The sequence below is a fragment of the Candidatus Borrelia fainii genome, assembly GCF_027925085.1.
Classification (GTDB): Bacteria; Spirochaetota; Spirochaetia; order Borreliales; family Borreliaceae; genus Borrelia; species Borrelia turicatae.
Window position 1 is genome coordinate 1 of the sequence record NZ_AP027072.1, and the last position, 26,012, is coordinate 26,012.

A 26,012-nucleotide genomic window follows, 5' to 3' on the forward strand; every position below is an offset into this window, starting at 1 on the left:
AGTTTATATTTGTATTGTATAATAATAATTCTTTTACTTAAACAACCTTCTTTTTTTCGACCTCTATAAATACATAGAAAATTTAAAAAAGCTTTGCTCTTAGTTTGAATATGAAGAAGAAGACGATGATGAATCAAACTATGAAAGCAGAAAAATAACACAAAAAACAATTAATCAATAGTACATATAATTTTAATACACTAAGTATTAATACAAATGATAATAATGTTATTAAAAACTTAATGGAAGCCTTTTTTTTCTTCAATGCAAAATGACTTTGATTTTAACTATTTCATTTGTTATTTAAAAAAACAACAAAAAAGTTAGCGACTGCTCTATCCACACTGCTGACAGATCAGCACTGACTGGTCTTTTCACCATGTTGTTAATTACATTTATTTATTTCAAGTTTATTTAATCTGATTCCTGAGTTCTTTTCTCCTACTCTTACAAAGTTTATTGCGATCTTTGAACTCACTTGAAATTGCCAGAGTTAAAGCTAAAAAACATCTAAAAATTTACAAAAGAAGGACTTGGGAAAAATTTTAATAATTTGTTAAACGCAACAGTATCATTAGGATGTGTATAATATCTTTGTGATTGTTTATTTGCAAATAACATATAATTTCCAAAATATCTTATCAATTATATCAACTGCTGAACCTACATTATATCATGATATAAGATAAATCCTATCTGGAAGGTTTATGTGAAGCTCTAAACTCATAACACACATCTTTAATACCATTCAATACTTTATCTTCAGGATCACCACCAAAAAGCGGAGATGGGGAATTTAAGAACATAAAATAATTATCAAAAACACTAGCAAGTCTACTCTCTAGTCTATAATGCTCTTCCGCATCTATATTAAGACTTTCATCTCTACCCTCTACATTAGGTGAATTGTCTCTACCATATTTAATATAACTAATCAGTTCTTTAACTTTACCCTTATCTTTCAGTTTTAATAAAAACCTTTTTATATATTCTTCTATCTTAAACACATCTCCTTTTAAATAAAAATTAAAATTAGCTGCGCTAGTATATGTTTTTGTAAATTCATCTTTTAATGCATTGACAAAAAAAGTTAATGTATCAAGCTCTTCTTTATTAAGTCCAAGATTACTTTTCCAATCTGATTTTAAATTAATACTTTCTAGGTCTTTCGATAAATGACCTTGATTACTATTATTTTTGAATAAATCACAACTTATAAAACAAGTCACACAAAATATAAAAACAAACCTACTATACATAAAATTCATATCCTTAGTCACCGCATATAAAATTCAATTATTTTCTATAAAATATATATCATTATTACAATAATTCAATAAAAGGGGAAACTTTGTTTACTATTTAATATTAAGCTTATCTTTTAATCTATTTAATGCTTTACTATCCAATTTTAACTTACTGGTATCTAAAGCAGCAGAAATTGCCATTATTTCTTCATAAGAAAATCTACATCCTTTTAAAATATGATTTTTAAAGCTTTTAGCAGCAATTGGCACAATTTTTTCAATAATATCAAGCAATATATTGGCATACTCACGCATTTCTTTTGATGAATTTTCATTAACTTCTTTCGATTCATTTAATCCCAATCTTAACTTTATAAAATGAAAAAGATTTTTTAAATCAATCTGCCAATACCATTCAGTATATAAACTTAGAGGCAAAACTATTCTAGATATTTCCTTTAAAACATTGCAATCTATCATATCTTGATATAGCTTGTAACAATATTTTTGACTTTTTTCTAACTCAATTAATATATCTTTAGTAAATTGAGGAGATTCCATTTTTTCATTCACACATTGATTACTATCAAGCTCTTGAATTTGTATATCTTCTGGAAGATAAAATTCTTCTCTCATTAAACTATAAGAACCAGATACTTCATTAATCCTAGCTGTTCTATGTCTCATCCATTGTCTTGCAATAAATATGGGAGCCTTAACATAAAAGGTAAAGACAACTTGTTCAAATGGACTTGTATGTTCATTTCGTATTAAATAATCAATAAGTTCATTATCGTCCCTTTTAAAGCTTTCACTGCGATATGAAATTCTTGCAGCCTGAACGATCCTATCATCACTACCCATATAATCAATAAGCTTTATAAAGCCTTTATCTAAAACTCTATAATCCTTATTTAATAAATCTTCTCTTCCCATATTAGTATTCAAAAAAACAACTTCTAAAGATAATTATTTTTAGAAACTTATCTAAATAAAATTTAAGAGAGCTCCATTGAAAAGAAGACTCTCCTTTTCAAACATTAGTATTATAAAATATATTTATATATATATTTTCTTATCTCCTAAAACCTACTAGAACAGATCTTGCTTCTTGAATAAGTTTTTCTATATCTTTCTTTCTTCCCATTACTTCACCTATCTTCAAAGAAGAAGATTCTAATTGACGTAAAGCATTTTCTGCATCACTTCGTGCAATTTCAGATAATTGCGCTGGTACATAAGATAATCTATGTCTCCAATTTGCTGAATTTTTTAATCTTTTGATAATGGATTCCTTTAAAGTGTCTTGTGCTCTCTTAAAAAAAAATTCTGCAGACCCTATACCTTGTATTGCAATATCAATTTCATTTATAAGCCTCTCAAAATTAGAATCTTCTTCCCTTACCCAACTGTACCAACGATTTACATTCTCTATCTCCATGCTATTTTTCCTAAATTTATCCCTTCCTAGACTCAACCCTTTGAAACTTCTTTTCTCTTGGAGTTTTGAGAGTATATTATACAAATCGACTCTTAATCGTTCATATTCATCTTTAAGCTCACGTGCATTCTCAATTAATTTAGCAAATCCAGAACCTTTAAGAAGACTTTCTACCCTTTCAATTTTTTCTTGTGCGTCTTTTTCGTCCTTAGTAAATGGAAGTAAATCTTCTTCGTTTATATTTATTTCTTCTAGATAAGGATAGTATGGGTGATTCTTAAATACTGGAATCTCTGTATTCATATTATTAACAGGCACTAAAGGAAAGTCCTGAACCACTTGATGTTTTACGCCTTCTTCCAATTCACCTTCTTGCTTTCCATCCTTAGGATTTAAATCTTCTACCTTGTTGCTTTGTTTTAAAGATTGTTCTCTTGATTTGAGCATCATTTCATTAAGGGTATTTATATCACATGAAAATAAACTTAAAAATATTAAAATAAATAATGGCAAAATACTCTTATTCATATCGCCCCCTAGCAGGTTATAACCCTACTTAACTTTTAATTCATAATAACTACCATAAAATGTAGTAAACTTAAAATAAAAGAACAAAAAGAACCTTTTAAAATACTACTACAATCAGTGTAATTTGTAATTGTTCAAAAGAGAACATAAGAATCTTACAAAGATACAATAAAAAATCAAAAGCTAAGAGCCATACCGCTCCTAGCTTTTTTTTATTGACTTTATTTTTCAGTTATTTACTTTTAATTAAAAACTAATCTTATAATAATTAATTAAATTATTTATTTTCTAGTTGGGTTTTTTCTGCCTTAGCAGGTGTAAGCGCTGTAATTGCAGATGTTACTGCATCCTTAGCAGCTGTTAACAAAGTCTTTATTGCTGTATGAAGCTCACCAAGTTCTTTAGCTCCTTTATCCCCATTCTTTTGTCCAATTCTATCAATAGCACTCTTTGCATTATCATCAGTAACTTCATTTTTACCAAGATCATTATGTTTGCTTTTCACTGTTTCTAAAAACTTATTACTTGAAGATTTAGCAGAAGTAACCTTTGCCTTTAATTCATCAGAAAGCCCTTCTTTATTCTCTAATAGTCCCAATTTAGTCTTTACAGCTGATATTACACTATGTACACCTGCAAGCAATGAGCCATTTTTGTCTTTCTCATCCTCAAGAGTCCCATCATTTTTAATTTTTTTACCAATAGCTTTAGCAAGCTCATCTATTGACTCAACTAAAGTATGAACTTCTTTTACATCAGCTGCAAAAGCAACAGTATCATTTATCTTTTCACTTACTTTTTTTAAATCAATTACTGACCCATCAGAAGTTGTTGCCTCCCCTTTTTTAACTCCTCCATTATTACATCCTATAAATAAAAATAAAGTCATTAATAACGCACTTAAAGTAATTCTTTTCATTATTACGTGCCTCCTTATTAACTTAAAGGGAGCAAGATAGTTAACAAACTTTGATAAACATAAAAAAGCTTAAGAACATAGATACTGTAATATTTTTCAAAGAATGTGTGTAATTAAACAATCAACAAAAGTGATTTTTGTAAAAAAAATAATTGACAGAAATTCAATTATTATTATCCAGGTCTTTAATATTGGACTTTAATGTTGCTTCTACCTTTTCAAGCTCAAGGTTAAAAGTAGTCTTTAAATATTTAATATCTTAATAAGTAAGTTAATTTTTATAATATCTGTAAGCAAGCTCAATAGCAATATATCTATTAATACCAGCTTTAGTTAAGATCAGTTATAACCATTTGTTGAGTAATTACTGGTTGTGCAAGTCCCATAAAAATACCCTTATATATAATTATAATATAATATGTTAAATGTTATAGGGAAGTTATGTAAGTAAAATGTGATTTAAGAGGTAACTAATATAACATAAAGTATTTAGTCTATTTTCTTAAGTTTATCAAAAAACTCAAATGCAATCGTACCATCAATCTGTTGTTAAAGGATTGTTACCAATAATATTTAGACCTAAGTATTATTACAGATAATAAAAAAGGAAAACAATTCTTATGAAAAGAAGAGTTTCCCTCAAATGACTTTATTTAATTATGTATGTTTTATTTATAAATCCTTATTGCTTTTCACTAGCTTCAGCTGCTCCAGTAGTAGTTTCAGACTGAACAGCTTTTCTTATCTTATCTAGATTGATTGCTACTGTTTTTCTAATTATAAAATCAAGAACTCCTAATACCTTATTTACAGCAGTTACAGCAGCAGCTTTAACTGCTTCAGTCTCATTAGCATGGGGTTGAGTAAACTTACCATCCTTAGTCATAGCCTTAAGAGCAACAGCAGCTGCTAGGTCTGCATTAGTAGCTGCAGTGCCTGCATTTGCAGCAGCAGCAGTACCAGTAGCTAATTTTCCAGCATCATCACCAGCAGCAGGGGCAGCAGGGGCAGCAACAACAGCGGAATTTTTAATCTTATCAATCATAGCCCATGGATCTGCTTTAGCAACTTCACCTGCTAGCTTAGCAGCATCACCTTCACTAGCTTGAGCATTGTTTGTTAATGCTTTAGGTCCATTACCATTATCTACTGTAGCACCAGCATTTCCTTTTTCAATATTTACTCCAGATTTTTCTGCTGCATCAATAATATTTTTAATTTCTCCAATAACAGTATTAACACTATCTTTATCAGCAGCAGCAGCACCAGCAGCACCAGCATCACCAATAACAGTATTACCAGTAGCACCAGCAAGTTTAGTTAAAGCAGCAATTAGTTTTTCAAAGACATCACTAGCACTTTTAATTGCACCCTTAACAGCATCAATTGCACTTTCATTAGAATTTTTTGATTCAGATATTTCATTTGATAGCTTTTTTAACTTATCATTAGTTGTTGAAAGTCCATAGCCTATGTTTTTAAAGTATTCACCAACTTTACTTCTATTGTCATCAGATTTAACTGATGTAAGTCCAAAAGCATCTCCAATAGCATTACTTAAACTAATAATGGATTGTAAGAATTTACTCTTAGGATCCTCAACATTAGCACTGCCACTCCCACAGCTAAGAAGTAAAAATAAAGTCATTAATAACGCACTTAAAGTAATTCTTTTCATTATTACGTGCCTCCTTATTAACTTAAAGGGAGCAAGATGGATAACAACCTTTGATAAACATAAAAACAGAAAATAAAAATAGATACACCTTTATTTACAAAGACTTCGGAGAATGTAACAATACTCAAAGATAAATTATTATTAATAAAATAATTTATTGGTTTTGGTAAAAAAATAACTGATATGTAGTCAAATAAAGAAAAGGTTTACTTAATTCAAATTTACTTATTCAACAATGAATAGACTATGGACATTAATGTTAAAAAAATTCCTATATTAAGTGTAATAAGGGTTCCAAACATCCAACCATGAAGTCTTAATGTACTTTTAAGTTCCATTTTATTAACATCAATCTTATTATCAAGTTCATTGAATTTAGTATCAATTTTGGAATTAAGATTATTCTCAACAGTATCAATCTTATTATCCAGATCTTTAATGTCAGATTTTAACTCATTTTTGACTGTATCAATCTTATTATCAAGTTCATTGAATTTAGCATCCATTTTGGAATTAAGATTATTCTCAACAGTATCAATCTTATTATCCAGGTCTTTAATGTCAGATTTTAACTCATTTTTAACGTTGCCAATTTTATTATCAAGGTCTTTAATATCGGATTGTAAGGTTGCTTCTACCTTTTCAAGCTTAAGGTTAAAAGTAGTCTCTAAATATTCAATATCTTTATAAGTAAGCTCATTTTTATAATATCTGTAAGCAAGATCAATAGCAATATCTCTATTAATACCAGCTCTAGTAAGTTCAGCTATAACCATTTGTTGAGTAATTACTGGTTGTGCAAGTCCCATAAAATCCCCTTATATAATTATTATATAATATGTTAAGTGTTATAGGAATCTTAACTTTATAAAATGAAAAAGATTTTTTAAATCAATCTGCCAATACCATTTAGTATATAACCTTAAAGGTAAAACTATTCTAGATATTTCCTTTAAAACATTGCAATTAATCATATCTTGATATAGCTTGTAACAATATTTTTGACTTTTTTCTAACTCAAGTAATATATCTTTAGTAAATTGAGGAGATTCCATTTTTTCATTCACACATTGATTACTATCAAGCTCTTGAATTTGTATATCTTCTGGAAGATAAAATTCTCCTCTCATTAAACTATAAGAACCAGATACTTCATTAATCCTAGCTGTTCTATGTCTCATCCATTGTCTTGCAATAAATAAGGGAGCCTTAACATAAAAGGTAAAGACAACTTGTTCAAATGGACTTGTATGTTCATTTCGTATTAAATAATCAATAAGTTCATTATTGTCTCTTTTAATGCTTTCACTGCGATATGAAATTCTTGCAGCCTGAACGATCCTATCATCACTACCCATATAATCAATAATCTTTATAAAGCCCTTATTTAAAAACTCTATAATCCTTATTTAATAAATCTTCTCTTTCCATATTAGTAACAACTTCCAAAGATAATTATTTTTAGAAACTTATCTAAATAAAATTTAAGAAAGCTCCATTTAAAAGAAGACTCTCCTTTTTAAACATTAGGTATTAAAGGGTATCTTAAAGTACCTTTACCTGATCTTTTACTATTAAAGACTCTCTAAATAAGACTTAGCATCTTGGATAAGATTTTCTATATCTTTCTTTCGTCCCATTGCTTCACCTATCTTAGAAGAAGAAGATTCTAATTGAGTTAAAGCATTTTCTGCATCACTTCGTGCAATTCCAGATAATTGCGCTGGTACATAAGATAATCTATGTCTCCAATTTTTTGAATTTTTTAATCTCTTGGTAATAGCTTCTTTTAAAGTGTCTTGAGATTTCTCAAAAAAGGATTTTGCAGATATTCTCTCGTAAAGACCATTATCAACTTGAATCCTCAACCTATCAACATGAGACCTTTCTTCATTTAACTGATTGAACAATTGAATTAGTTTCCGTTTTTCTGTCTTATTCTCTTTAGAATAACTTCCTATTTTATTTTTGAGAGCTGAAAGTGTACTATAAAAATTAGATTCTAACTGCTCATATTTATCTTTAAGTTCACGTGCGTCTTCAATTAATTTAGCAAATCCATAGTCTTTAAGAACACTTTTTACCTTTTCAATTTCTACTTGTGCATCTTTTTCTTCCTTAGTACTTGGAACTAAATCTTCTTCTTTTATATCTATTTCTTCTTGATAAGGATAGTATGGGAAATTTTGAGGAACTGGAATCTCTTTATTCATATTATTAACAGGCGCTAAAGGAAAGTCCTGAACCACTTGATGTTTTACGCCTTCTTCCAATTCACCTTCTTGCTTTCCATCCTTAGGATTTAAATCTTCTACCTTGTTGCTTTGTTTTAAATATTTTTCTCTTGATTTGAGCATCATTTCATTAAGGGTATTTATATCACATGAAAATAAACTTAAAAATATTAAAACAAATAATGGCAAAATACTCTTATTCATATCGCCCCCTAGCAGGTTATAACCCTACTTAACTTTTAATTCATAACAACTACCATAAAATGTAGTACACTTAAAATAAAAGCACAAAAAGAACCTCTTAAAATACTACTACAATCAGTGTAATTTGTAATTGTTTAAAAGAGAACATAAGAATCTTACAAAGATACAATAAAAAATCAAAAGCTAAGAGCCATACCGCTCCTAGCTTTCTTTTTATTGACTTTATTTTTCAGTTATTTACTTTTAATAAAAAAACTAATCTTATAATAATTAATTAAATTATTCATTTTCTAGTTAGTTTTTTCTGCCTTAGGAGTTGTAAGACCTGCCATTGCAGATTTTACTGCATCATCAGCAGCTATTAACAAAGCATCAATTGCTGTATTAAGCTCACCAAGTTCTTGAGCTCCTTTATCTTTAGTAGCATTATTTCTATCTATAGCTTTCTTTGCATTATCATCAGTAGCATTTTCTTCTTTCAATTTATCTAAAAACTTCTTACTTGCATCTTTAGCAACAGTAACCTTTGCCTTTAATTCATTAGGAAGCCCAACTGTTTGTTCCAATGCTTCCAATTTAGTCTTTACAGTTGATATTATCTGAAATGCTCCTGAAATTAAAGAACCATTTTTATCAGCATCAGCAGCAAGACCATTTGCTTGAATTTTCTTACCAATAGCTTTAGCAAGCTCGTCTACGGACTTAACTAAGGTCTCTATTTCTTTAACACTTTCTGCAAAAACAACAGCATTTTTTATGTCTGTACTTACTTTTTTTAAATCAATTACTGACCCATCAGAAGTTGTTGCCATCTCTCCTGTAGCTCCTCCATTATTACATCCTATAAGTAAAAATAAAGTCATTAATAACGCACTTAAAGTAATTCTTTTCATTATTACGTGCCTCCTTATTAACTCAAGGGGGAAAATAGCTAACAAACTTTGATAAACATAAAAAAGCTTAAGAACATAGATACTGTAATATTTCAAAGAATGTGTGTAATTAAACAATCAACAAAAGTGATTTTTATAAAAAAAATAATTGACAGAAATTCAATTATTATTATCCAGGTCTTTTAATATTGGACTTTAATGTTGCTTCTACCTTTTCAAGCTTAAGGTTAAAAGTAGTCTTTTAAATATTTAATATCTTTATAAGTAAGCTCATTTTTATAATATATGTAAGCAAGCTCAATAACAATACTCTATTAATACCAACTCTAGTTAAGATCAGTTATAACCATTTGTTGAGTAATTACTGGTTGTGCAAGTCCTATAAAAATACTCCTTATGTAATTATTATATAATATTTTAAGTGTTATAGGGAAGTTATGTAAGTAAAACGTGATTTAAAAGAATCCCTAAGTATAACATAAAGTATTTAGTCTATTTTTTTTAGTTTATCAAAAAACTCAAATGCAATCTTACCATCAATCTGTTGTTAAAGGATTGTTACCAATAATATTTAGACCTAAATATTATTACAGATAGTAAAAAGGAAAACAATTCTTATGAAAAGAAAAGTCTCCCTCAAATGACTTTATTTAGTTATGTATGTTTTATTAATAAATCCTTATTGCTTTCCACTAGCGTCAGCTGCTAGTTCAGCATTTATTTTCTTTAAACCACTATCAATAGTATTTCTTATAGCAATAGTTAATGTATTTAATACTTTAGTAACAGCACTTACAGCTGCACCTTTAACTTCAGGAGCATACTCAGCAGCATCAGACTTACCAGCAAACTTACCATCCTTAGCCATAGCTCTTAAAGCAATAGCACCTGCAATAGTAGCATCTTTAGCATTAGCCTTAGCAGCATCATCAGCTGCATTAGTGCCATTTTTAACAATAGCTTGTAAAATATCAGCACCAGTTACAGCCCCAACAGCTTTAGCAGCATCAGCTGCAGCTTTTTTTGCATTTTCAGCACTATTACCAGCATTATCAGAAGCAAATAACTTACCTGCTTCACCCTCAGCATTAGCTGTTCTTGCAGCAAGATCATCGGCCTTTTTCTCAGTACCAGCATCATGTTTACCTTTATCTTTAAGTACCACGTCTACAATACTTTTAATTCCTTCTACTAGTTTATCGACGTTAGTCCCAGCAGCACCAGCATTATTAGCAGCAACATTACCAAGTAGCTCAGTACCCTCAGAACCAATAGCCTCACTAGCAGTCTTAGCACCATCAATTATCTTACTAAGAGTTTCAATAGCTTCTTTTACAGCCCTCTCAGCTGTAGCAGCATTAGGATACTTCCCAGATTGCATATCAGATAAAATCTTATCAAGGGATGTCTTTGTACCTTGTACAGTATCATGAACGGTTTTAAAGTAAGCTGCAACATCAGACTTCTTAGCAGTAGTATCAAACCCTAATACACCTCCAAGCATATCACCAAAAGACGTAAACACATTTAAAAATTTACTCTGAAGCTCCTCAGTATTAGTACTGCCACTCCCACAGCTAAGAAGTAAAAATAAAGTCATTAATAACGCACTTAAAGTAATTCTTTTCATTATTACGTGCCTCCTTATTAACTTAAAGGGGGCAAGATGGTTAACAAGCTTTGACAAGCAAAATAAAAGCTTAAGAACATAGATACTGTAATATTTGCAAAGACTAAAAACAATGGAAACAACTAGTATGTATGAATTGTTGTCAACAAGAATTTAAATGATTTAAATGATTTTTGTAAAAAAATGACTAAAAGAAATAATTGACAGAAGGTCAATTAAATAAGAGGCTAATTAAATAAATTTACTTTACTAATAATGACATTAATGCTAAAAATATTCCTATATTAAGTGTAATAAGGGTTCCAAACATCCAACCATGAAGTTTTAATGTAGTCTTAAGTTCCATTTTATTAACATCAATCTTATTATCAAGTTCATTGAATTTAGTATCTATTTTGGAATTAAGATTATTCTCAACAGTATCAATTTTATTATCCAGGTCTTTAATATCGGATTTCAACTCATTTTTATAATATATGTAAGCAAGCTCAATAGCAATATCTCTATTAATACCAGCGCTAGTTAAGTTCAGCTATAACCATTTGTTGAGTAATTACTGGTTGTGCAAGTCCCATAAAAATACCCTTATATATAATTATAACATAATATGTTAAATGTTATAGGGAAGTTATGTAAGTAAAACGTGATTTAAAAGAATCCCTAAGTATAAATAAAGTATTTAGTCTATTTTTTTTTAGTTTATCAAAAAACTCAAATGCAATCGTACCATCAATCTGTTGTTAAAGGATTGTTACCAATATTATTTAGACCTAAGTATTACTACAGATAGTAAAAAAGGAAAACAATTCTTATGAAAAGAAGAGTTTCCCTCAAATGACTTTATTTAGTTATGTATGTTTTATTAATAATTCTCTATTATTGTCCACCAGTTGAGCTTTAAGGTGTAATAGTACCTTTTGCTAGTTCATCATTTATTGACTTTAAACCACTATCAATAGTATTTCTTATTGCTATGGTAAGAGTATTTAATGCTTTAGTAACAGCACTTACAGCAGCACCTTTAACTATAGGAGCAACAGCTCCTTGATCAGCAGCACTAGGACCAGCAAATTTACCTCCCTTAGCCATAGCTCTTAAAGCAATAGCACCTGCAATAGTAGCATCTTTAGCATTAGCCTTAGCAGCATTAGCAGCTGCACTAGCGCCATTTTTAACCATAGCTTTTAAAATATCAGCACCAGTTACAGCCCCAACAGCTTTAGCAGCATCAGCTGCGGACTTCTTTGCACTATCAGCAGCACCAGCATTATCAGAAGCAAATAGTTTTCCTGCCCCATCAGCAGCTGTTCTTGCAGTAGAACCATCTTCAGCCTTTTTATCATCACCAGCCTCAGCATCTCCCTTTCCATCAAGTACCACATCTACAATATCTTTAATGCCCTTTACTAAGTTATTGACGCCAGTACCAGCAACACCTGCAGCAGCATCATGAGCAGCAACATTAGCAATTGGGTCATTAGAATCAGAACCAATAGCCTCACCAGCGGTCTTAGCCCCTTCTGCGATCTTTTTTAATTTTCCAGTCAATGTATCAACAAGTGATTTAACTTTTGAGTAATTCTCATTCTTAGCAACTGCGTCTTGCAACTCCTTTTTTACTGATATCATAGTTTTTTCAATAGCAGCAAAATACTTCCCTACCTCACTTTTCGTAGTATCTGCCTTAATGCCAAAAGCATTAGTTACCATATCACCAAAAGACGTAAACACATTTAAAAATTTACTCTTAGGATCCTCAACATTAGCACTGCCACTCCCACAGCTAAGAAGTAAAAATAAAGTCATTAATAACGCACTTAAAGTAATTCTTTTCATTATTACGTGCCTCCTTATTAACTCAAGGGAAAAATGGCTAACAACCTTTGATAAGCAAAATAAAAGCTTAAGAACATAGATACCTTAATATTTGCAAAGACTAAAAACAATGAAACAACTAGTATGTATGAATTGTTGTTAACAAGAATTTAAATGATTTAAATGATTTTTGTAAAAAAAATGACTAAAAGAAATAATTGACAGAAGGTCAATTAAATAAGGAGTAATTAAATAAATTTACTTTACTAATAAAGACATTAATGCCAAGAATATTCCTATATTAAGTGTAATAAGGGTTCCAAACATCCAACCATGAAGTCTTAATGCACTCTTAAGTTCCATTTTATTAACATCAATTTTATTATCAAGTTCATTGAATTTAGTATCTATTTTGGAATTAAGATTATTCTCAACAGTATCAATTTTATTATCCAGGTCTTTTAATATTGGACTTTAATGTTGCTTTCTAACTTTTCAAGCTTAAGGTTAAAAGTAGTCTTTAAATAATCAATATCTTTATAAATAAGCTCATTTTTATAATATCTGTAAGCAAGCTCAATAACAATACTCTATTAATACCAACTCTAGTTAAGATCAGTTATAACCATTTGTTGAGTAATTACTGGTTGTGCAAGTCCCATAAAATACTCTTATGTAATTATTATATAATATGGTTAAGTGTTATAGGAATCTCTTTTTAGTAAAATGTGATTTAAAAGAGTTCCTAAGTATAAATAAAGTATTTAGTCTATTTTCTTAAGTTTATCAAAAAGCTTAAATGCAATCGTACCATCAATCTGTTATTAAAGGATTGTTACCAATAATATTTAGACCTAAGCATTATTACAGATAGTAAAAAAGGAAAACAATTCTTATGAAAAGAAAAGTTTCCCTCAAATGACTTTATTTAGTTATGTATGTTTTATTAATAATTCTTTATTATTATCCACCAGTTGAGCTTACAGGTGTACTAGCATCTTTGGATGCTAGTGCCTTATTTATTGACTTTAAACCACTATCAATAGTTTTTCTTATAGCAATAGTTAATGTATTTAATGCTTTAGTAACAGCACTTGTTGCTGCTCTTCTAATTTCAGTAGTAACATCAGTATCACTGCTATTAGCGAATTTACCCCCCTTAGCCATTGCTCTTAAAGCTACACCTCCTGCTATGACTGCATCTTTTTTAGCATTAGCAGCATTACCATTGGCCACACTGTTTTTGGCTAATTTAGCAGCATCGCCATTGTCTTTAACAATAGCTTGTAGAATATCAGCACCAGTTACAGCCCCAACAGCTTTAGCTGAATCAGTTACTGACTTTTTTGCAGAAGCACTAACACCGGCATTATTAGAAGCAAATAGCATGCCCGCAGCATTGTTATCTCTTGCAGTACTGCCATCTTCAGCCTTTTTATCATCCCCAGCATCATGTTTACCTTCATTTTCAAGCACTACATCTACAATTGATTTAATCCCCTGTACTAATTTATCAACATCCCCAGCAACACCACCATTATTCTGATCAGCAACAGTACCAAGTAACTCAGTACCGTCAGTACCAATAGCCTCACTAGCAGTCTTAGCACCATCAATTATCTTACTAAGAGTTTCACCAACTTCTTTTACAACCCTCTCAGCTGTAGCAGCATTAGGATTATTCTTAGATTTCATGTCAGATACAATCTTATCAAGGGATGTCTTTGTACCTTGTACAGTATCATGAACTTTCTTAAAGTAAACTGCAACATCAGACTTCTTAGTAGTAGTATCAAATCCTAATACACCTCCAACCATATCACCAAAAGACGCAAACACATTAAAAAAATCATTCCCTAAACTAATAACTGACTGTAAGAATTTACTCTTAGGATCCTCAACATTAGCACTGCCACTCCCACAGCTAAGAAGTAAAAATAAAGTCATTAATAACGCACTTAAAGTAATTCTTTTCATTATTACGTGCCTCCTTATTAACTCAAAGGGGGCAAGATGGTTAACAAGCTTTGACAAGCAAAATAAAAGCTTAAGAACATAGATACCTTAATATTTGCAAAGACTAAAAACAATGAAACAACTAGTATGTATGAATTGTTGTTAACAAGAATTTAAATGATTTAAATGATTTTTGTAAAAAAATGACTAAAAGAAATAATTGACAGAAGGTCAATTAAATAAGGGGCTAATTAAATAAATTTACTTTACTAATAATGACATTAATGCTAAAAATATTCCTATATTAAGTGTAATAAGGGTTCCAAACATCCAACCATGAAGTCTTAATGTAGTCTTAAGTTCCATTTTATTAACATCAATTTTATTATCAAGTTCATTGAATTTAGTATCTATTTTGGAATTAAGATTATTCTCAACAGTATCAATTTTATTATTCAGGTCTTTAATATCGGATTTCAACTCATTTTTATAATATATGTAAGCAAGCTCAATAGCAATATCTCTATTAATACCAACTCTAGTAAGATCAGTTATAACCATTTGTTGAGTAATTACTGGTTGTGCAAGTCCTATAAAATCCCCTTATATAATTATTATATAATATGTTAAGTGTTAAATGTTATAGGGAAGGTATGTAAGTAAAACGTGATTTAAGAGGTAACTAATATAATATAAAGTATTTAGTCTATTTTTTTTTAGTTTATCAAAAAACTCAAATGCAATCTTACCATCAATCTGTTGTTAAAGGATTGTTACCAATAATATTTAGACCTAAATATTATTACAGATAGTAAAAAAGGAAAACAATTCTTATAAAAAGAAAAGTTTCCCTCAAATGACTTTATTTAGTTATGTATGTTTTATTAATAAATCCTTATTGCTTTCCACTAGCGTCAGCTGCTAGTGCTTCACTGATTTCCTTTAAACCACTATCAATAGTATTTCTTATTGCTATGGTAAGAGTATTTAATGCTTTAGTAACGGCACTTACAGCAACACCTTTAACTTCAGAGTCATACTCAGCATCAGCAGCACTAGGACCAGCAAATTTACCCCCCTTAGCCATAGCTCTTAAAGCAATAGCACCTGCAATAGTAGCATCTTTAGCCTTAGCAGCACCAGCAGCAGCATCAGTAGCTGCACCAGTGCTATTTTTAACAATAGCTTTTAAAATGTCAGCACCAGTTACAGCCCCAACAGCCTTAACAGCATCAGCTGCGGACTTCTTTGCATTAGCAGCAGCAACAGCATTAGCATTATCAAATAATTTACCTGCTTCACCAGCACCAGCTTCTGTTCTTTCAGTAAGACCATCTGCCTTTTTATCAGTACCAGCATCATGTTTACCTTCATTTTTAAGTACCACGTCTACAATATCTTTAATGCCCTTTACTAAGTTATCGACACCAGTACCAGCAACACCAGCACCATTGGTAGCAGCAACATTAGCAATTGGGTCATTAGAATCAGAACCAATAGCCCCACTAACAGTCTCAGCTCCTGTCGCGATCTTACCTAAGTCAGTAATAAATGTATCAATGTCTTTTGGAAGTTTTAAGTCATTCTTATTCGTAGCAACTTCTTTTTGCAACTTATCTTTAACAGATTTCATAGTCTCTGCTATTTCAGTAAAATAAGCACCAATATCGCTCTTTTTAGTCTCAGATTTAAAACCTAAAGCTTTAGCAAAAACAGCTAAGAAGTCATTACTTAAACTAATAACCGACTGTAAGAATTTACTCTTAGGATCTTCAGCATTAGCACTGCCACTCCCACAGCTAAGAAGTAAAAATAAAGTCATTAATAACGCACTTAAAGTAATTCTTTTCATTATTACGTGCCTCCTTATTAACAGGGGGCAAGATGGTTAACAAGCTTTGATAAGTATAAAAAAGCTTAAGAACATAGATACTGTAATATTTCAAAGAATGTGTGTAATTAAACAATCAACAAAAGTGATTTTTGTAAAAAAAATAATTGACAGAAGGTCAATTAAATAAGGAGTAATTAAATAAATTTACTTTACTAATAAAGACATTAATGCCAAGAATATTCCTATATTAAGTGTAATAAGGGTTCCAAACATCCAACCATGAAGTCTTAATGTAGTCTTAAGTTCCATTTTATTAACATCAATTTTATTATCAAGTTCATTGAATTTAGTATCTATTTTGGAATTAAGATTATTCTCAACAGTATCAATTTTATTATCCAAGTCTTTTAATATTGGACTTTAATGTTGCTTCTAACTTTTCAAGCTTAAGGTTAAAAGTAGTCTTTAATATTTAATATCTTTATAAGTAAGCTAATTTTTATAATATATGTAAGCAAGCTCAATAACAATACTCTATTAATACCAGTTATGTAAGTAAAATGTGATTTAAAAGAGTTCCTAAGTATAACATAAAGTATTTAGTCTATTTTTTTTTAGTTTATCAAAAAGCTCAAATGCAATCGTACCATCAATCTGTTATTAAAGGATTGTTACCAATAATATTTAGACCTAAGTATTATTACAGATAGTAAAAAAGGAAAACAATTCTTATGAAAAGAAAAGTTTCCCTCAAATGACTTTATTTAGTTATGTATGTTTTATTTATAATTTTTTATTGGTTTCCACCAGTTGCGTTTGCAGGTGTAGTAGCAGCAGGTTGAGTAGCTTCTGCAGACTTATCTTCTTGTGTAACGGCTGCTAGTGCATCATTTATTGACTTTAAACCACTATCAACAGTATTTCTTATAGCAATAGTTAATGTATTTAATGCCTTAGTAACAGCACTTACAGCAGCACCTTTAACTTCAGGAGCATACTCAGCAGCAGCATCAGACTTACCAGCAAACTTACCATCCTTAGCCATTGCTCGAAGTGCAATAGCGCCTGCAATAACTGCATCTTTTTTAGCAGAGTTAGCATCAGCAGCCCCTGAAGCTAACTTAGCAGCCTCACCATTGCCTTTAACAATAGCTTGTAGAATATCAGCACCAGTTACAGCCCCAACAGCTTTAGCAGCATCAGCTGCAGCCTTCTTTGCATTATTACCAGCATTATCAGAAGCAAATAACTTACCTGCTTCACCATCAGTAGCATTACCACCGTTTCTTGCAGTAAGATCATCCGCCTTTCTTTCAGTACCAGCATCAGCACTTCCTTCATTTGCACCAAGTACCACATCTACAATTGATTTAATCCCTTTTATTAAGTTTTCAACCTCCCCAGCAGTACCTGCAGCATCACCAGTAGCAACATTAGCAATTGGGTTATCATCAGAACCAATAGCCTCACCAGCAGTCTTAGCCCCTCCTGCAATCTTATCTAATGTGCCTGTAATAAACTGATCAACTACTTCTTTCACTTTTAAGTAATTCCCATTCTTTTTAACTGCGTCTTGCAACTTCTTTTTTACTGATGTCATAGTAGTTTCAATATCAGTAAAATACTTCCCTACCTCACTTTTCTTAGTATCTGCCTTAATACCAAAAGCATTAGTTACCATATCACCAAAAGTCACAAAAACATCTAAGAATCCCTTACCTAAATTAGCAATAGAAGTTAAAAATACCTTTTGTGGATCTTTTTCTGCTACTTCATTATTACATCCTATAAGTAAAAATAAAGTCATTAATAACGCACTTAAAGTAATTCTTTTCATTATTACGTGCCTCCTTATTAACAGGGGGCAAGATAGTTAACAAGCTTTGATAAGTATAAAAAAGCTTAAGAACATAGATACCTTAATATTTGCAAAGACTAAAAACAATGGAAACAACTAGTATGTATGAATTGTGGTTAACAAGAATTTAAATGATTTTTGTAAAAAAATGACTAAAAGAAATAATTGACAGAAATTCAATTATTATTATCCAAGTCTTTTAATATTAGATTGTAATGTTGCTTCTACCTTTTCAAACTTAAGGTTAAAAGTAATCTTTAAATATTTAATATCTTTATAAGTAAGCTAATTTTTATAATATATGTAAGCAAGCTCAATAGCAAAATCTCTATTAATACCAGCTCTAGTTAAGTTCAGCTATAACCATTTGTTGAGTAATTACTGGTTGTGCAAGTCCCATAAAATACTCCTTATGTAATTATTATATAATATGGTTAAGTGTTATAGGAATCTCTTTGTAGTAAAATGTGATTTAAAAGAGTTCCTAAGTATAACATAAAGTATTTAGTCTATTTTTTTTTAGTTTATCAAAAAGCTCAAATGCAATCGTACCATCAATCTGTTGTTAAAGGATTGTTACCAATAATATTTAGACCTAAGTATATTACAGATAGTAAAAAAGGAAAACAATTCTTATGAAAAGAAAAGTTTCCCTTAAATGACTTTATTTAGTTATGTATGTTTTATTAATAATTCTTTATTATTGTCCACCAGTTGAGCTTTAAGGTGTAATAGTACCTTTGGTTGCTAGTTCATTATTTATTAACTTTAAACCACTATCAACAGTATTTCTTATAGCAATAGTTAATGTATTTAATGCTTTAGTAACAGCACTTACAGCAGCACCTTTAACTGCAGTAACAGCATCATCAGCAGCAGCAACACTAGGACCAGCAAATTTACCCCCCTTAGCCATAGCTCTTAAAGCAATAGCACCTGCAATAGCTACATCTTTTTTAGCAGAGTTTGCTTCAGCCTTTGAAGCTAACTTAGCAGCATCACCATCATCTTTAACAATAGCTTTTAAAATGTCAGCACCAGTTACAGCCCCAACAGCTTTAGCAGCATCAGCTGCGGACTTCTTTGCATTATCAGCATTATTAATAGCAGCAGTAGCAAATAATTTACCTGCTTCACCATCAACAGCTGTTCTTGCAGCAAGACCTTCAGCTTTTTTATCATCACCAGCATCATGTTTACCTTCATTTGCACCAAGTACCACGTCTACAATATCTTTAATGCCCTTTACTAAGTTATCGACGTCAGTTCCAGCAGCACCAACACCAGCACCAGCATTAGTATCAGCAACATTAGCAATTGGGTTATCATCAGAACCAATAGCCTCACCAGCGGTCTTAGCCCCTTCTGCGATCTTTTTTAATTTTTCAGTAAATGTATCAACAGCTGATTTAACTTTTAAGTAATTCTCATTAGTAGCAACTTCTTTTTGCAACTTCTCTTTAACAGATGTAATAGTCTCTGCTATTTTAGTAAAATAAACTCCAATATCGTTCTTTGTAGTCTCAGCTTTAAAAGCTAAAGTTTTAGCAAAAACATTTAAGAAGTCATTACTTAAACTAATAACTGACTGTAAGAATTTACTCTTAGGATCCTCAACATTAGCACTGCCACTCCCACAGCTAAGAAGTAAAAATAAAGTCATTAATAACGCACTTAAAGTAATTCTTTTCATTATTACGTGCCTCCTTATTAACTTAAAGGGAGCAAGATAGTTAACAACCTTTGATAAGCAAAATAAAAAAGCCAAAAACATAGATACCTTAATACTTTAAAGACTAAAAACAATGGAAACAACTAGTATGTATGAATTGTTGTTAACAAGAATTTAAATGATTTTTGTAAAAAAAATGACTAAAAAAAATAATTGACAGAAGGTCAATTAAATAAGGAGTAATTAAATAAATTTACTTTACTAATAAAGACATTAATGCTAAAAATATTCCTATATTAAGTGTAATAAGGGTTCCAAACATCCAACCATGAAGTCTTAATGCACTCTTAAGTTCCATTTTATTAACATCAATTTTATTATCAAGTTCATTGAATTTAGTATCTATTTTGGAATTAAGATTATTCTCAACAGTATCAATTTTATTATCCAAGTCTTTTAATATTGGACTTTAATGTTGCTTCTAACTTTTCAAGCTTAAGGTTAAAAGTAGTCTTTAAATATTTAATATCTTTATAAGTAAGCTAATTTTATAATATCTGTAAGCAAGATCAATAGCAATATATCTATTAATACCAGCTTTAGTTAAATTCAGCTATAACCATTTGTTGAGTAATTACTGGTTGTACAAGTCCCATAAAAATACCCTTATATATAATTATTATATAATATGTTAAGTGTTATAGGAATCTCTTTGTAGTAAAATGTGATTTAAAAGAATCCCTAAGTATAACATAAAGTATTTAGTCTATTTTTTTTTAGTTTATCAAAAAGCTCAAATGCAATCTTACCATCAATCTGTTGTTAAAGGATTGTTACCAATAATATTTAGACCTAAGTATTATTACAAATAGTAAAAAAGGAAAACAATTCTTATGAAAAGAAGAGTTTCCCTCAAATGACTTTATTTAGTTATGTATGTTTTATTTATAATTCTTTATTATTGTCCACCAGTTGCGTTTGCAGGTGTAGTAGCAGCAGGTTGAGTAGCTTCTGCAGACTTATCTTCTTGTGTAACGGCTGCTAGTGCATCATTTATTGACTTTAAACCACTATCAACAGTATTTCTTATAGCAATAGTTAATGTATTTAATGCCTTAGTAACAGCACTTACAGCAGCACCTTTAACTGCAGGGTCATACTCAGCAGCAGCATCAGACTTACCAGCAAACTTACCATCCTTAGCCATTGCTCGAAGTGCAATAGCGCCTGCAATAACTGCATCTTTTTTAGCAGAGTTAGCATCAGCCCCTGAAGCTAACTTAGCAGCATCACCTTCATTTTTAACCATAGCTTTTAAAATGTCAGCACCAGTTACAGCCCCAACAGCTTTAGCAGCATCAGCTGCAGCTTTTTTTGCATTTTCAGCATTATTACCAGCATTAGCAGAAGCAAATAGCTTACCTGCTTCACCATCAGCAGCATTACCACCGGTTCTTTCAGTAAGATCATCCGCCTTTCTTTCAGTACCAGCATCAGCACTTCCTTTATCTTTAAGTACCACGTCTACAATATCTTTAATGCCCTTTACTAGTTTCTCGACGTCAGCCCCAGCAACACCAGCACCAGTAGCAACATTAGCAATTGGGTCATTAGAATCAGAACCAATAGCCTCACCAGCAGTCTTAGCCCCTCCTGCAATCTTATCTAATGTGTTATTAATAAACTGATCAACAACTGATTTAACTTTTAAGTAATTCCCATTCTTTTTAACTGCTTCTTGCAACTTCTTTTTTACTGATGTCATAGTAGTTTCAATATCAGTAAAATACTTCCCTACCTCACTTTTCGTAGTATTTGCCTTAATACCAAAAGCATTAGTTACCATATCACCAAAAGTCACAAAAACATCTAAGAATCCCTTACCTAAATTAGCAATAGAAGTTAAAAATACCTTTTGTGGATCTTTTTCTGTTACTTCATTATTACATCCTATAAGTAAAAATAAAGTCATTAATAACGCACTTAAAGTAATTCTTTTCATTATTACGTGCCTCCTTATTAACTTAAAGGGAGCAAGATAGTTAACAACCTTTGATAAGCAAAATAAAAGCTTAAGAACATAGATACTGTAATATTTGCAAAGACTAAAAACAATGGAAACAACTAGTATGTATGAATTGTTGTTAACAAGAATTTAAATGATTTTTGTAAAAAAATGACTAAAAGAAATAATTGACAGAAGGTCAATTAATTAAGGAGTAATTAAATAAATTTACTTTACTAATAAAGACATTAATGCCAAGAATATTCCTATATTAAGTGTAATAAGGGTTCCAAACATCCAACCATGAAGTTTTAATGTAGTCTTAAGTTCCATTGTATTAACATCAATTTTATTATCAAGTTCATTGAATTTAGTATCTATTTTGGAATTAAGATTATTCTCAACAGTATCAATCTTATTATCCAAGTCTTTAATATCAAATTGTAATGTTGCTTCTACCTTTTCAAACTTAAGGTTAAAAGTAGTCTTTTAAATATTCAATATCTTTATAAGTAAGCTCATTTTTATAATATCTGTAAGCAAACTAAATAGCAATATCTCTATTAATACCAGCTTTAGTAAGTTCAGCTATAACCATTTGTTGAGTAATTACTGGTTGTGCAAGTCCCATAAAATACTCTTATGTAATTATTATATAATATGGTTAAGTGTTATAGGAATCTTAACTTTATAAAATGAAAAAGATTTTTTAAATCAATCTGCCAATACCATTCAGTATATAAACTTAGAGGTAAAGCTATTCTAGATATTTCCTTTAAAACATTGCAATCTATCATATCTTGATATAGCTTGTAACAATATGTTTGACTTTTTTCTAAATCAAGTAATATATCTTTAGTAAATTGAGGAGATTCCATTTTTTCATTCACACGTTGATTACTATCAAGCTCTTGAATTTTTATATCTTCTGGAAGATAAAATTCTCCTCTCATTAAACTATAAGAACCAGATACTTCATTAATCCTAGCTGTTCTATGTCTCATCCATTGTCTTGCAATAAATAAGGGAGCCTTAACATAAAAGGTAAAGACAACTTGTTCAAATGGACTTGTATGTTCATTTCGTATTAAATAATCAATAAGTTCGTTATCATCCCTTTTAATGCTTTCACTGCGATATGAAATTCTTGCAGCCTGAACGATCCTATCATCACTACCCATATAATCAATAATCTTTATAAAGCCTTTATCTAAAACTTTATAATCCTTATTTAATAAATCTTCTCTTCCCATATTAGTATTCAAAAAAACAACTTCTAAAGATAATTATTTTTAGAAACTTATCTAAATAAAATTTAAGAGAGCTCCATTGAAAAGAAGACTCTCCTTTTCAAACATTAGTATTATAAAATATATTTATATATATATTTTCTTATCTCCTAAAACCTACTAGAACAGATCTTGCTTCTTGAATAAGATTTTCTATATCTTTCTTTCGTCCCATTGCTTCACCTATCTTAGAAGAAGATTCTAATTGACGTAAAGCATTTTCTGCTTCTCTTCGTGCCTGTTTAGCTAATAAATCACTATCTTCTCTTCTTAACAAATAACGATTCTTAAGTAACTTACTTTTTAATCTCTTGGTAATAGCTTCTTTTAAAGTATTTTGAGATTTCTCAAATAAGGCTTTTGCAGATGTTCTCTCGCTAAGTCCAGTCTCTAATTGAGTATTAAGCTTATCAATATCAGCTCTCTTCTCATTTAACTGATTGAGCAATTGAATTAGTTTCTGTCTTTCTGCCTTATTCTCTCTAAAATAACGTCCTCTAGAATAACTATTTATTTTATTTTTGAGATCTGAAAGTGTACTATAAAAATTAGATTCTAGCTGCTCAAATTCACTTTTTAATTTACGTGCATCTTCAATTAATTTATCAAATCCAGAGTCTTTAAGAAGACTTTCTATATCTTTAATTGCCTTGTATGCTTCCTGTTCTACTTTTGTAATTGGAAGTAAATCTTCTTCTTTTATATTTATTTCTTCTAGATAAGGAGAGTATGGGGGATTATGAAATACTGGGCTCTCTGTATTCATATTATTAACAGGCGCTAAAGGAAAGTCCTGAACCACTTGATGTTTTAAGCCTTCTTCCACTTCACCTTCTTGCTTGCCATCCTTAGGATTTAAATCTTCTACCTTTTTACTTTGTTTTAAATATTTTTCTCTTGATTTGAGCATCATTTCATTAAGGGTATTTATATCACATGACAATAAACAACACAACAATATTAACAAAATACTTTTATTCATATCTCTCCCTCCTAAGGGATAAAACAACTTAACTTTTAATTCATAATAACTACCATAAAATGTAGTACACTTAAAATAAAAGAACAAAAAGAACCTCTTAAAATACTACTACAATCAGTTATAATTTGTAATTGTTCAAAAGAGAACATAAGAATCTTACAAAGATACAATAAAAAATCAAAAGCTAAGAGCCATACCGCTCCTAGCTTTTTTTTATTGACTTTATTTTTCAGTTATTTACTTTTAATTAAAAATTAATACTTATTCTATTTATCCTTTGAAGTAGCCGCCTTAGCAGGTGTAAGCGCTGTAATTGCAGATTTTACTGCAGCATCAGCAGCTTCTACTAACGCACCAATTGCTGTATTTAAAGCAACAAGCTCAGAAGCTCCTTTATCTTTAGTAGCATCAGTTATATCAATAGCTTTCTTTGCATCCTCATCAGAAGCCTCTTTTTTACCAAGAGTAGCATGCCCCTCTTTCAACTTAGTTAAAAATGCTGTACTTTTCTGCTTAGCAGCAGTAACTTTTTTCTTCAATTCTTCAGAAATTCCCTCTTTATTCTCTAATTGTCCTAACTTAGTGTCTGCAAACAATACTATATTATATGCTCCTGAAATTAAAGAACCATTTTGACCACCATCAGCATCCAATCCCCCATCATTTTTAATTTTCTGACCAATAGCTTTAGCAAGTTTATCTATTGACTTAACTAAAATACGAACTTCTTTTACACTAGCAGCAAAATCAACAGCATCATTTATCTTTTGACTTACTTTTTTTAAATCAATTACTGACCCATCAGAAGTTGTTGCCATATCTTCTTTAACTCCTCCATTATTACATCCTATAAGTAAAAATAAAGTCATTAATAACGCACTTAAAGTAATTCTTTTCATTATTACGTGCCTCCTTATTAACTCAAGGGAAAAATAGCTAACAACCTTTGATAAGCAAAATAAAAGCTTAAGAACATAGATACCTTAATATTTCAAAGACTAAATACAATGAAACAACTAGTATGTATGAATTGTTGTTAACAAGAATTTAAATGATTTTTGTAAAAAAAATGACTAAAAGAAATAATTGACAGAAGGCCAATTAAATAAGGAGTAATTAAATAAATTTACTTTACTAATAAAGACATTAATGCTAAAAATATTCCTATATTAAGTGTAATAAGGGTTCCAAACATCCAACCATGAAGTCTTAATGTAGTCTTAAGTTCCATTTTATTAACATCAATCTTATTATCAAGTTCATTGAATTTAGTATCAATTTTGGAATTAAGATTATTCTCAACAGTATCAATCTTATTATCCAGATCTTTAATGTCAGATTTTAATTCACTTCTGACTGTATCAATCTTATTATCCAAATCTTTAATGTCAGATTTTAATTCACTTCTGACTGTATCAATCTTATTATCCAGGTCTTTAATATCAGATTGTAAGGTTGCTTCTAACTTTTCAAGCTTAAGGTTAAAAGTAGTCTCTAAATATTCAATATCTTTATAAGTAAGCTCATTTTTATAATATCTGTAAGCAAGATCAATAGCAATATCTCTATTAATACCAGCTCTAGTAAGTTCAGCTATAACCATTTGTTGAGTAATTACTGGTTGTGCAAGTCCCATAAAATACTCCTTATGTAATTATTATATAATATGTTAAGTGTCATAGGGAAGTTATGTAAGTAAAATGTGATTTAAAAGAATCCCTAACGATAAATAAAGTATTTAGTCTATTTTCTTTAGTTTATCAAAAAGCTCAAATGCAATCTTACCATCAATCTGTTGTAAAAGGATTGTTACCAATATTATTTAGA

20 protein-coding genes and 6 pseudogenes are annotated in these 26,012 nt (G+C 30.2%); all 26 read right to left on the reverse strand.

The window, feature by feature from the left end; genetic code table 11:
• Positions 1–692 precede the first annotated feature (692 nt).
• Positions 693–1,259, reverse strand: coding sequence for a hypothetical protein (locus tag QMG63_RS04950; protein WP_425592813.1), 567 nt, complete (start codon positions 1,257–1,259; stop codon positions 693–695).
• Between the two features lie 99 nt (positions 1,260–1,358).
• Positions 1,359–2,183, reverse strand: coding sequence for an FAD-dependent thymidylate synthase (gene thyX, locus QMG63_RS04955; RefSeq protein ID WP_281862296.1), 825 nt, complete (start codon positions 2,181–2,183; stop codon positions 1,359–1,361).
• 139 nt (positions 2,184–2,322) lie between these two features.
• The gene (locus QMG63_RS04960) at positions 2,323–3,216 is read right to left on the reverse strand and encodes a P12 family lipoprotein (protein WP_281862297.1); all 894 of its coding nucleotides are present in this window, start codon (positions 3,214–3,216) and stop codon (positions 2,323–2,325) included.
• Positions 3,217–3,493: 277 nt separating this feature from the next.
• Entirely contained in the window at positions 3,494–4,135 is a 642-nt protein-coding gene (locus QMG63_RS04965) for a Vsp/OspC family lipoprotein (protein WP_281862299.1), read from the reverse strand.
• 682 nt (positions 4,136–4,817) lie between these two features.
• Positions 4,818–5,813, reverse strand: coding sequence for a variable large family protein (locus QMG63_RS04975; protein WP_281862301.1), 996 nt, complete (start codon positions 5,811–5,813; stop codon positions 4,818–4,820).
• A gap of 221 nt (positions 5,814–6,034) precedes the next feature.
• Positions 6,035–6,622: a Bdr family repetitive protein gene (gene bdr / locus QMG63_RS04980; RefSeq protein WP_281862303.1), complete on the reverse strand. Its 588-nt coding sequence runs from the start codon at positions 6,620–6,622 to the stop codon at positions 6,035–6,037.
• Between the two features lie 48 nt (positions 6,623–6,670).
• Positions 6,671–7,244 (reverse strand): annotated as a pseudogene (thyX, locus tag QMG63_RS04985) (FAD-dependent thymidylate synthase); the annotation flags it as partial.
• 143 nt (positions 7,245–7,387) lie between these two features.
• A complete protein-coding gene (locus QMG63_RS04990; RefSeq protein ID WP_281862306.1) occupies positions 7,388–8,251 on the reverse strand; it encodes a P12 family lipoprotein in 864 nt (287 codons plus the stop codon).
• A 290-nt stretch (positions 8,252–8,541) separates the two neighbouring features.
• A complete protein-coding gene (locus tag QMG63_RS04995) occupies positions 8,542–9,144 on the reverse strand; it encodes a Vsp/OspC family lipoprotein (RefSeq protein ID WP_281862308.1) in 603 nt (200 codons plus the stop codon).
• Positions 9,145–9,823: 679 nt separating this feature from the next.
• Complete coding sequence (locus QMG63_RS05000; RefSeq protein WP_425592814.1) at positions 9,824–10,774, reverse strand: variable large family protein; 951 nt, start codon at positions 10,772–10,774, stop codon at positions 9,824–9,826.
• A gap of 241 nt (positions 10,775–11,015) precedes the next feature.
• A pseudogene (gene bdr / locus QMG63_RS05005) lies at positions 11,016–11,349 on the reverse strand (Bdr family repetitive protein).
• A gap of 322 nt (positions 11,350–11,671) precedes the next feature.
• On the reverse strand, positions 11,672–12,610 hold the full coding sequence (locus tag QMG63_RS05010; RefSeq protein WP_281862310.1) for a variable large family protein: 939 nt from the start codon (positions 12,608–12,610) through the stop codon (positions 11,672–11,674).
• A 237-nt stretch (positions 12,611–12,847) separates the two neighbouring features.
• Positions 12,848–13,251 (reverse strand): annotated as a pseudogene (gene bdr, locus QMG63_RS05015) (Bdr family repetitive protein).
• A gap of 301 nt (positions 13,252–13,552) precedes the next feature.
• Entirely contained in the window at positions 13,553–14,566 is a 1,014-nt protein-coding gene (locus tag QMG63_RS05020; protein WP_281862312.1) for a variable large family protein, read from the reverse strand.
• A 240-nt stretch (positions 14,567–14,806) separates the two neighbouring features.
• A complete protein-coding gene (locus tag QMG63_RS05025; RefSeq protein WP_281862313.1) occupies positions 14,807–15,106 on the reverse strand; it encodes a hypothetical protein in 300 nt (99 codons plus the stop codon).
• Positions 15,107–15,440: 334 nt separating this feature from the next.
• Complete coding sequence (locus tag QMG63_RS05030) at positions 15,441–16,397, reverse strand: variable large family protein (RefSeq protein ID WP_281862315.1); 957 nt, start codon at positions 16,395–16,397, stop codon at positions 15,441–15,443.
• A gap of 186 nt (positions 16,398–16,583) precedes the next feature.
• Positions 16,584–16,781, reverse strand: a complete 198-nt coding sequence (locus QMG63_RS05755; protein ID WP_425592815.1) for a hypothetical protein — start codon at positions 16,779–16,781, stop codon at positions 16,584–16,586.
• A gap of 391 nt (positions 16,782–17,172) precedes the next feature.
• Positions 17,173–18,216: a variable large family protein gene (locus QMG63_RS05040; protein ID WP_281862316.1), complete on the reverse strand. Its 1,044-nt coding sequence runs from the start codon at positions 18,214–18,216 to the stop codon at positions 17,173–17,175.
• Between the two features lie 742 nt (positions 18,217–18,958).
• Positions 18,959–19,930, reverse strand: coding sequence for a variable large family protein (locus tag QMG63_RS05045; RefSeq protein WP_345741258.1), 972 nt, complete (start codon positions 19,928–19,930; stop codon positions 18,959–18,961).
• A 232-nt stretch (positions 19,931–20,162) separates the two neighbouring features.
• Positions 20,163–20,565: pseudogene (gene bdr / locus QMG63_RS05050) on the reverse strand (Bdr family repetitive protein).
• A gap of 302 nt (positions 20,566–20,867) precedes the next feature.
• The gene (locus QMG63_RS05055) at positions 20,868–21,911 is read right to left on the reverse strand and encodes a variable large family protein (protein ID WP_281862318.1); all 1,044 of its coding nucleotides are present in this window, start codon (positions 21,909–21,911) and stop codon (positions 20,868–20,870) included.
• 231 nt (positions 21,912–22,142) lie between these two features.
• Positions 22,143–22,545: pseudogene (bdr, locus tag QMG63_RS05060) on the reverse strand (Bdr family repetitive protein).
• A gap of 49 nt (positions 22,546–22,594) precedes the next feature.
• A pseudogene (thyX, locus tag QMG63_RS05065) lies at positions 22,595–23,167 on the reverse strand (FAD-dependent thymidylate synthase); the annotation flags it as partial.
• 139 nt (positions 23,168–23,306) lie between these two features.
• On the reverse strand, positions 23,307–24,185 hold the full coding sequence (locus QMG63_RS05070) for a P12 family lipoprotein (protein WP_281862322.1): 879 nt from the start codon (positions 24,183–24,185) through the stop codon (positions 23,307–23,309).
• Between the two features lie 266 nt (positions 24,186–24,451).
• Positions 24,452–25,084, reverse strand: a complete 633-nt coding sequence (locus tag QMG63_RS05075) for a Vsp/OspC family lipoprotein (RefSeq protein ID WP_281862323.1) — start codon at positions 25,082–25,084, stop codon at positions 24,452–24,454.
• 227 nt (positions 25,085–25,311) lie between these two features.
• Entirely contained in the window at positions 25,312–25,821 is a 510-nt protein-coding gene (bdr, locus tag QMG63_RS05080; RefSeq protein WP_281862325.1) for a Bdr family repetitive protein, read from the reverse strand.
• Positions 25,822–26,012: the final 191 nt, after the last annotated feature.